11 protein-coding genes are annotated in these 8,296 nt (G+C 65.5%); 5 read left to right on the forward strand and 6 right to left on the reverse strand.

Features of this window, described 5'->3' with window-relative positions; all coding sequences use genetic code 11:
• Nucleotides 1-705, reverse strand: a 705-nt coding sequence (locus VKP01_RS12780; RefSeq protein ID WP_324412862.1) for a sigma-54-dependent transcriptional regulator, incomplete at its 3' end; no start/stop codon positions are given.
• 186 nt (nt 706-891) lie between these two features.
• Between VKP01_RS12780 and VKP01_RS12785 the strand changes: the two genes are divergently transcribed.
• Nucleotides 892-1,650, forward strand: coding sequence for a SprT family zinc-dependent metalloprotease (locus VKP01_RS12785; RefSeq protein ID WP_324412864.1), 759 nt, complete (start codon nt 892-894; stop codon nt 1,648-1,650).
• On the opposite strand, the gene VKP01_RS12790 is transcribed toward VKP01_RS12785, so the two are convergent.
• A complete protein-coding gene (locus VKP01_RS12790) occupies nt 1,641-1,790 on the reverse strand; it encodes a hypothetical protein (protein WP_324412866.1) in 150 nt (49 codons plus the stop codon). The two genes, VKP01_RS12785 and VKP01_RS12790, sit on opposite strands and share 10 nt — an antisense overlap.
• Nucleotides 1,791-2,372: 582 nt before the next feature.
• Nucleotides 2,373-3,809: a cytochrome P450 gene (locus tag VKP01_RS12795; RefSeq protein ID WP_414706579.1), complete on the reverse strand. Its 1,437-nt coding sequence runs from the start codon at nt 3,807-3,809 to the stop codon at nt 2,373-2,375.
• Nucleotides 3,810-3,883: 74 nt separating this feature from the next.
• On the opposite strand from VKP01_RS12795, the gene fumC reads away from it, so the two are divergent.
• The 3 genes from fumC to VKP01_RS12810 are packed head-to-tail and all read left to right on the forward strand — an operon-like array spanning nt 3,884 to nt 5,778.
• Nucleotides 3,884-5,299, forward strand: coding sequence for a class II fumarate hydratase (gene fumC, locus VKP01_RS12800; RefSeq protein ID WP_324412868.1), 1,416 nt, complete (start codon nt 3,884-3,886; stop codon nt 5,297-5,299).
• 4 nt (nt 5,300-5,303) lie between these two features.
• Nucleotides 5,304-5,525: a DUF4169 family protein gene (locus VKP01_RS12805; RefSeq protein ID WP_324412871.1), complete on the forward strand. Its 222-nt coding sequence runs from the start codon at nt 5,304-5,306 to the stop codon at nt 5,523-5,525.
• Nucleotides 5,518-5,778 (forward strand): ribbon-helix-helix domain-containing protein, encoded by a 261-nt coding sequence (locus tag VKP01_RS12810; RefSeq protein WP_324412872.1) that lies wholly within the window; start codon nt 5,518-5,520, stop codon nt 5,776-5,778. Before VKP01_RS12805 ends, VKP01_RS12810 begins: the two co-directional genes overlap by 8 nt.
• On the opposite strand, the gene VKP01_RS12815 is transcribed toward VKP01_RS12810, so the two are convergent.
• Entirely contained in the window at nt 5,772-6,248 is a 477-nt protein-coding gene (locus VKP01_RS12815; RefSeq protein ID WP_324412874.1) for a nucleoside deaminase, read from the reverse strand. The genes VKP01_RS12810 and VKP01_RS12815 overlap by 7 nt on opposite strands.
• Nucleotides 6,241-6,816 (reverse strand): xanthine dehydrogenase accessory protein XdhC, encoded by a 576-nt coding sequence (xdhC, locus tag VKP01_RS12820; protein ID WP_324412876.1) that lies wholly within the window; start codon nt 6,814-6,816, stop codon nt 6,241-6,243. Before xdhC ends, VKP01_RS12815 begins: the two co-directional genes overlap by 8 nt.
• 164 nt (nt 6,817-6,980) lie before the next feature.
• Here xdhC and VKP01_RS12825 point away from each other — a divergent pair, with 164 nt between their 5' ends.
• Nucleotides 6,981-7,403: a (R)-mandelonitrile lyase gene (locus VKP01_RS12825; RefSeq protein WP_324412878.1), complete on the forward strand. Its 423-nt coding sequence runs from the start codon at nt 6,981-6,983 to the stop codon at nt 7,401-7,403.
• A gap of 6 nt (nt 7,404-7,409) precedes the next feature.
• Here the strand turns inward: VKP01_RS12825 and VKP01_RS12830 are convergent, their stop codons facing one another.
• On the reverse strand, nt 7,410-7,859 hold the full coding sequence (locus tag VKP01_RS12830; RefSeq protein WP_324412880.1) for a host attachment protein: 450 nt from the start codon (nt 7,857-7,859) through the stop codon (nt 7,410-7,412).
• Nucleotides 7,860-8,296 lie beyond the last annotated feature (437 nt).

Below are 8,296 nucleotides of genomic sequence, written 5' to 3' on the forward strand. Positions count from 1 at the left end.
CTGGAACAGGCCCTTGTGGGCGCGGGTGGCGCCGGTGAAGGCGCCCTTCTCGTGGCCAAACAGGGTCGATTCCACCAGATTCTCGGGGATCGCACCGCAATTCACCGTGACGAAGGGCTTGCCCTTGCGGTCGCTCGAACCCTGGATGGCGCGGGCGAGCACCTCCTTGCCGACGCCGGATTCGCCCTCGATCAGGATCGGGATGTTGGATTTCGCCGCGCGCTCGGCCAGACGGATGACGCGGCCCATCTCGGTGCTGCGCGAAGCCAGATCCTTGAAGGTGAGGGTGCCGGAAGCGCGTCGGCGCATGCGCCGGATCTCGTCCTCGAGCACGTCCACACGCAGGGCGTTCTGCAGCGAGACTTCGAGACGCTCGGCGCCGACGGGCTTGACCACGAAATCGATGGCGCCCGCGCGCATGGCCGAGACGACCGTATCGATCGAGCCATGCGCGGTCTGCACGATAACCGGCACTTCGCTTCCATTCGCGCGCATGCGCTCCAGCATGCCGATACCGTCGAGATCGGGCATGACGAGATCGAGCACCACCACCTTGATGCGCCCGCCATCCTCTGCTGCGAGCAGGTTCAGCCCCTCATCGGCGCTCGACGCGACCAGCGGATCGTAGCCGAACCGGCGGATCATCGCCTCCAGCAGGCGGCGCTGGACGGGGTCGTCATCGACGATCAGAACGGTGGTGGCCATGGGGGTTCCCGGTTGCTTTGGTTGTGCAATTGTCTCGTTTCGATGCAATTTGCGACACGAAGGTAAAGCGGGTGTTAAGAACAAAGCCGATGCGGCATTCTCGTCGGCGTATTTGTACCGAATCGGCATGCTGCGTTAAGAACGGCTTAAGCCGAATTCCGACAGTCGGCGCCACCGGAGCAATGCATGCGCAACCTGATCCGTGATCTCATGCCCCGCTCCGCTGCCCCGGTCGATCCCGAGCGCGTCGAGATCGCACATCGCGACTGCGTTTATCCCGTGCGTCTGCGGCGCAATGCGCGGGCGCGCCGGATCAGCCTGCGGGTCAGCCAGGCCAGCGGTGAGATCATCCTGACCATGCCCGAGAACGCGGCGCTGGAACAGGCGCTCGCCTTCGCACGGGCGCATGGCGGCTGGATCGCGAGCCGGGTGGACAGGCTGCCCGATCGCGTCACGCTGGAGCACGGGGCGCAGGTGCCGCTTCGGGACGTGGCCCATCGCATCGTGCACTGGTCGCGGGTGCGCGGACCGACGCGCGCCACCAGCGATGCGCAGGGCGCGCCGATCATCGCGGTGGCTGGAGAGGCCGAATTCGTAGGCAAGCGCGTGCGCGAATTCCTCCAGCGGGAGGCGCGCAGCGATCTGACCGGGGCGGTCTCCCGGTACACTGCTGCGCTCGGTCGCCCCGCCCGGCGGATCAGCCTGCGCGATACGCGCTCGCGCTGGGGATCGTGTACCGCGCAGGGGGATCTGTCATTCTCGTGGCGGCTGGTTCTGGCGCCGCCGATGGTGCTGGATTATCTCGCCGCGCATGAAGTGGCGCATCTGGCGGAAATGAACCATTCGCCGCGTTACTGGAAGGTTCTGCGTGGATTGTGTCCGCACACGGATGCTGCGGAAGCATGGCTCAAACGCCATGGCAGCGCGCTGCACCGTTACGGCTGAACGCCGTCGCCGATCCTGCGCCGCAGGCGAGCCGCCGCGTGATGAACCGCCAGGCACCGGCGCGCGAGCGTCGTCGGCCTGCGCTCGCGTTCGTCGATGCAGGCGCGGATCGCGTCGATGGCGGCATCGACGCTGCGCACCAGGCCGCCATTCGGAGGCGCGGAAGCCTCCGGGCCGGCGGAGGTATTCCGTTCGTGAGCAGGGCTATTCGTGTAAGTGGTCATGCGCGTCACCGATCATTGATCACGCTTCACCAATCGCAAAACGCATCATTGCGCCGGATAAGCGGTAAATCAGGCTGAACCGTGATGCTGATCATGCGAAAACAAGATGAATATTGATTTAAGATTGTAATTTCCCGTCGGGACGGCATGTTGATTTCAACGAATGCGCGTCTGCATTTTCGGCAAGGGGCTCAAAAAACGGGCAGCGATGCTGACCTTTTGACCTTGGATAACAGGCGGGCAGGGACTACCTTATTGCAGTGCGGTAACGCGACGGCGTCGCGGTACTCATCGCCCTCCTTGGGCGTTTCCTCCCTAGACTTGGGCCGCTCTCCGGAGCGGCCCTTTTTTCGTTTGCTCTCCCCACCCCCGACCTCTCTGCACGAGGAAAGGGTAGGCCGGGCGCGGTCTTCATGGAGCGTGGGCCTTCCCCGAGGGGCGGGCCAGGCGTTAGGTCACACAGATGCCGTTTCGGCGCACCCGCTTGATCCATCCGCGTCAATCGCGCCGTGCGCGCAGATGCATCATCACCGGGCGATCCGGGCGCAGCGTGACCCGGTGCAGCGGTTCGACGGCGCCATCCCCCGACAGCGAGAGCTCCACGGCGCGCAGGACCCGCGCGAGGATGAGAATAGCTTCCTGCATCGAAAAACTCTGGCCGATACACACACGTGGGCCGGCGCCGAAGGGCAGATAGGCGAAGCGCGGAATATCGGCGCGACGCTCCGGCAGGAATCGGCTGGGATCGAACACGTCAGGTGCGTGCCATAGCGTCTTGTGCCGATGCAGCACCCAGGGCGCGATGGTGACCAGCGTCCCCTTCGGCACGCGGATCCCGGCGATCCGGTCGGGTGCCATCGCCTCGCGGCTCATGAAGGGAACCGGCGGGTAGAGCCGCATCGCTTCCTCCAGAACGGCGCGGGTATGCATGAGCTTGTCGAGCGCCGCCGGCGTCGCGGGAGCGTCGCCGAGAACAGCATCGGCCTCCTTACGGATCGCCTGCGCCCATTCCGGCGCGCGGGCGAGCAGATAGAGGCTCCAGGTCAATGCATTGGCGGTGGTCTCGTGGCCGGCGCCGATGAAGGTGACGATATTGGCCTGGATCGAGATCTCGTCGAGCGGCTCCCCGGTCTCCGGATCGCGCGCCTCCAGCAACAGGGTGAGCAGATCCCGCGGGGCATCCGCACCGCTTTCGATCAGGGCGCGCCGGCGGGTGATCAGTTCGCCGACCACCTCCTCGAAGAAGCGGATGGCGGGGCGGGCACGCAGGCGCCCGATCCGGGGCAGGAAGTCGGGCATGCGCAGCACATCGAGCGGATCGATCGGGCCGACAGCCTCGAAGAAGCGCGTGATCGCCCGCGACAGCGCATCCGGGTCGCGGTCGAGCCCGTGCGTGAAGATCGTGCGCTCCAGCACGTCGAGGGTGGCTCGGGTCATTTCCAGCGACATGTCGCGCTCGCGCGGCAGGCGCCGCGTGAGGCGGGCGACGAGGCGCTGCGCGCTGTCATCCATGATCGCGAGAAAGCCGGTGACATTGCGCGCCGAGAACAATGGCGCCAGCGTGCGTCTGAGCAGCTTCCATTCATCGCCCTCGGCGGTGAGCAGACCCTCGCCGAGACCGGGGGCGAGCACCCGGCGTTGCAGGTCGTCCTTGCGGTAACTGGAGGCGTTGTCGAGCAGTACATGCCGGATCGCCTGCGGCTCGTTGAGCACGAGCACGCGGCCCATCAAGCCTTTGCCGTAGAGGATCGGCTTTTCGAAATGGGCCTTTGTCCAGGTCTTCAGCGGGTTGCTGCGCGCTGCAGAGAGAAAGCCGAAGAGATCCGGCGGTCGGTCGCGTGGCGCTGGCGCGGGTGGGCGCAGGCCCGTATCGGGCATTGACGTGTCAGTCATATCGCTGATCCCGGGTTCGCCGATCGGGGCTGCTTGCGTCATGGTATGCTCCACGGCCACACGATTCGGGCCGAACGACCCATGATGTGGGGCGTTGACAGTGCAGGAGGAAGAGCATGGCTGAAAACGAAACCCGTATCGAGACCGACAGCTTCGGCGAGATCGCCGTCCCTGCCGATCGCTTGTGGGGTGCGCAGACGCAGCGCTCCCTCCAGAATTTCCGCATCGGCCATGAGCGCATGCCAAGGCCGATGGTGCGCGCGCTCGGGTTGGTGAAGCTTGCGGCGGCACGCACCAATCATACGCTCGGCCTGCTCGATGCAAAGGTTGCCGATGCCGTCGTCACCGCGGCGGAGGAGGTGAGTGACGGCAGGCATGACGCGGAATTCCCCCTCGTGGTCTGGCAGACGGGCTCGGGCACACAGTCCAACATGAACGCCAACGAGGTGATCGCCAACCGCGCCAACGAGCTGCTCGGCGCCGGACGCGGCGTGAAGGCGCCGGTCCATCCCAATGATCACGTCAATATGGGCCAGTCCTCCAACGACACCTTCCCCACCGCGATGCATATCGCCGCCGTCGAGGAGATCCATTACAGCCTGCTGCCGGCCCTCATGCATCTTTACGAAACGCTCGCCGGCAAGGCGGAGGAATTCTCCGACATCATCAAGATCGGGCGCACCCATATGCAGGACGCCACCCCGATCACGCTGGGGCAGGAATTCGGGGGCTATGCCGCGCAGGTCGCCCATGCGATCGGGCGGATCGAGGCGAGCCTGCCGGCGATGCTCGACCTCGCCCAGGGCGGCACGGCCGTCGGCACCGGGCTCAACGCCCACCCCGATTTCCCCGAAGGCTTTGCACAGGAAATCGCGCGCCTCACCGATCTGCCCTTCGAGACGGCACCGAACAAGTTCGAGGCGCTGGCGAGCCACGATGTCTTCGTCTTCACCCATGGGGCACTCACCGCGCTCGCCACCGGCCTGTTCAAGATCGCCAACGATATCCGGTTGCTCGGATCGGGCCCCCGCTCGGGGCTGGCGGAATTGTCGCTGCCGGAAAACGAGCCCGGATCCTCGATCATGCCGGGCAAGGTCAATCCGACGCAGGCGGAAGCGCTGACCATGATCTGTGCGCAGGTCATGGGCGCCAACCAGACGATCGCCTTCGCCGCCTCGCAGGGGCATCTGGAGCTCAACGTGTTCAAGCCGGTAATCGCCTTCAACATGCTCCAGAGCATCCGGCTGCTGGCCGACGGCGCGCGCAGCTTCACCGATAACTGCGTGACCGGCATCAGCGCCAACCGCGCGCGCATCGCCGATCTGCTCGAACGCTCGCTGATGCTCGTCACCGCGCTCGCGCCGACGATCGGTTACGACGCCGCCGCCGATATCGCCAAAGCGGCCCACAAGAAAGGCACCACTCTGCGTGAGGAAGCGCTCGCTTCCGGCAAGATCTCGGCGGAAGATTTCGATACCATCGTGCGCCCGCAGGACATGATCGCGGCAAAGGCGCCGAAGACGAAGAGGTGAGGCGATGAACGGTGATGTCGTCAATCTGCGTCAGTTCCGCAAGCGCAAGGCGCGGGTACAGGCGGAGCGCGAAGCCGCCGACAACCGGGTGAAATTCGGTCGCAGGAAGAGCGAGAAACAGCTCACCGAGAGCGAACGCGCCCGCGATGCGGCCCATATCGAAGGCCATCGCCTCGGCACGCGGGATGGTGACGATGCCGATGATAAAGGGCCCGGCAATGACTGACCGGCCGCGCGGCGTCATCAAGCGCTCCATCGCGATCGCCGGCCACCGCACCTCGATCTCGCTGGAGGAGCCGTTCTGGGAGGAGCTGCGCCGCATCGCGTCGGCGCGCGGCATCGCCTTGCAGAAACTCGTCGCCGAGATCGATGCGGGGCGCGCAGAGGAGAATCTTTCCTCGGCTCTGCGGGTCCATGTGCTCGAAGCGCTGCGCGCAGGGCGGGGGCCAGGAAGATCAGTAGGTGAAGACGATCAGTAGGCGATCTTGTCGGGCTTGTTCAGCCAGGCCTCGAACACGGTTTTGGCATCCGCGTTCGGATGGTGGCTGATCGGCAGGCTGCGCGCCTCCGGGGCTTTGGGAATCTCGTCATAGATGAAGGAATCGTCGAACCCGATCGCCGCCGCATCGGCGCGGGTATTGGCGTAGACGATCCGCGCCACGCGCGCCCAATAGGCCGAGGCGAGGCACATCGGGCAGGGTTCGCAGCTGGTATAGAGCACGGCACCCTTGAGGGAAAAATCACCGACCGCCGCGCAGGCGCGCCGGATTGCGACCACTTCCGCATGCGCCGTGGGGTCATTCGTCGAGGTGACCTGGTTCCAGCCCTCTGCGAGGACCATGCCGTCGCGTACGATCACCGCCCCGAAGGGCCCGCCGGCGCCCTCGTTCATATGCTCGCGCGAGAGTCGCACCGCATGGGCGAGGAAGCGGGCATCGTCGTCATGCATGGTCCGTGATCTCCTGATGGGGCAGCGTTTCGCGCAGCGCAAGCAATTGCGCCGCCGTCGCGGCAGCGATGATGGCGGGATCCTTGTCGGCGATGCCCGCGATTCCGATCGGGCAGGAGAGCTGAGCAATCCGCTCATCGGTAATGCCGAGTTCGCGATAGCGTTTTTCGAAACGCGCGCGCTTGGTTTTCGAGCCGATCAGCCCAACAAAGGGCAGATCATCGCGCGCCAGCGCCGCCGCCGTGACAGCGAGATCGATCGGGTGGCTGTGACTCATCACGAGGACGAGGGCGCCGGCAGGGATTTGTCCGACGAGCACATCCGGCGCATCGTGGCGCAGGGGCGTGACATTGGCCGGGATATGCGCCGGAAACGCGCCCTCGCGGCTGTCGCACCAGGTGAGCGCGAAGGGCAGCGGCGCGAGTGCGAGAACGAGCGCGCGCCCGACATGCCCGGCGCCGAACAGCCAGACCGGATGGCGCGCCACGCCATAGGACTCGGTCCAGGTGCGGGGCTGCGCGATGCTGCGGCGGGCGGGGGAGGGGGACAGGATCGATGATGTGCTCATGACATCGCGATGATGGCCCGGATTGATGCATCTGGCAAAGGCTTCCGCGCAAGCTTTGGATGCCGTGCCATTGCAGCAGCGCAAAGCGGCGTGTCGCGATACGCGGCTTGACCCCGGCGCGTGCTTGCGGCCCAATCGGCTGCTTAACAGGGAGAGAGCGTTTCATGGATATCTTCAGAGCCGAATCCCGGCCCTCGCGCCGCGTGGCGGAGGAATATTTCACCGGCGAAGTCTGGCAGGATCCGATCGTGGAGACGCCCGAGCCGGCCCGCGCCAAGGCGGTCCGCGTGATCTTCTCGCCGGGCGCGCGCACCAACTGGCACACGCATCCGCTCGGCCAGTCGCTGCATGTGGTCGCCGGAATCGGGCGCATCCAGGTCTGGGGCGGGCCGGTGCGGGTCATCAGGCCCGGCGATTCCGTCTGGATTCCGCCGGGCGAGAAGCACTGGCACGGCGCTGCGCCCGACCGGGCCATGACGCATATCGCCATTCATGAGCATATTGACGGTGTGCATGTGGAATGGCTCGAGCGGGTCGATGACGCGCAATACGCCGTCGCGCCGCAGGACAAGCCCGCCAAGGCGTGACATCCGTCAATCGGCGAGATTGCTCTGGATATCGGGGACGGGGTGGCCGGTGAGATCCTTCGCCACCTCGGCCACCACCAGATCACGCACCTGATGGCTGATGTCCTTCCGCAATTCCGCGAGGATTTTCGGTGGGGCGACGAGAATGAAACTCTTCACGCCCCGCTCGCGGCGAATGCGCTCCAGGGTCTCGGCGATTTCCTTGGCGAAGCGCTGTTCGGCGAGCTGGTGCCAGTCGGTTTGGCCGACGCCCGAGCGACGCACATCGACGCCCATGGCGCGACCAGGCTTGTCGGTACCCTGTTCATGGGTCGCAGGGTTCTCGGGCGCCCTGAAGACATCCTCGACCCGCAGATCCGGCGCGATGGGTGAGCCGTGATTGCATAGAACAAGCACCTTGCGGCCATCGCCGACGACGACGCGGCATTCATGCGGGATCATCAACTGCTCAGTCATGTGGTGCACTCCCTCGTTTTCGCGGTTCGAAAACCGGCTTATCGTCGCGCGCCACCTTCACCGTTGCCGGCTCGCCCACCGTTTCGGATCACGCGACGGGCTGCCATGACTTCCGTCAATCAACCATGCGCAAGCGAAGACGGCATGGAGCCAACGCACGGAAAGAGGCATTCGTTTCGCGTGCGGACACGAGATCGCGACGATATCTGGCGTTCGCATGCATCCTGCGGAGACCGTGTGGCTCGCGGGTAACATCATGACCGGCGCTACGCGTGCTCGGTGGTGGAGATGGAAGGCATGCCTTCGTGACGATTTCTCGGCCTTGATCGCTCCGGCCGCCCGTGTGCGGCGTGCCAAGTCGCCGCGCTCGATTGGTGTCACGGCGCGATCAGCGCTTGCGCGCGGTCTCACCCGTCGCCTGGCCTGTCCCGGTCACA

This window comes from Saliniramus sp. (assembly GCF_035311605.1).
Lineage (GTDB): Bacteria > Pseudomonadota > Alphaproteobacteria > Rhizobiales > Beijerinckiaceae > Saliniramus.

Coding starts and splice junctions, on each gene's coding strand:
- VKP01_RS12825 (WP_324412878.1), top strand. CDS start 6,981: ATGGATATCTTCAGAGCCGAATCCCGGCCCTCGCGCCGCGTGGCGGAG.
- fumC (WP_324412868.1), top strand. CDS start 3,884: ATGGCTGAAAACGAAACCCGTATCGAGACCGACAGCTTCGGCGAGATC.
- VKP01_RS12830 (WP_324412880.1), bottom strand. CDS start 7,859: ATGACTGAGCAGTTGATGATCCCGCATGAATGCCGCGTCGTCGTCGGC.
- VKP01_RS12805 (WP_324412871.1), top strand. CDS start 5,304: ATGAACGGTGATGTCGTCAATCTGCGTCAGTTCCGCAAGCGCAAGGCG.
- VKP01_RS12815 (WP_324412874.1), bottom strand. CDS start 6,248: ATGCATGACGACGATGCCCGCTTCCTCGCCCATGCGGTGCGACTCTCG.
- VKP01_RS12795 (WP_414706579.1), bottom strand. CDS start 3,809: ATGACGCAAGCAGCCCCGATCGGCGAACCCGGGATCAGCGATATGACT.
- VKP01_RS12810 (WP_324412872.1), top strand. CDS start 5,518: ATGACTGACCGGCCGCGCGGCGTCATCAAGCGCTCCATCGCGATCGCC.
- xdhC (WP_324412876.1), bottom strand. CDS start 6,816: ATGAGCACATCATCGATCCTGTCCCCCTCCCCCGCCCGCCGCAGCATC.
- VKP01_RS12785 (WP_324412864.1), top strand. CDS start 892: ATGCGCAACCTGATCCGTGATCTCATGCCCCGCTCCGCTGCCCCGGTC.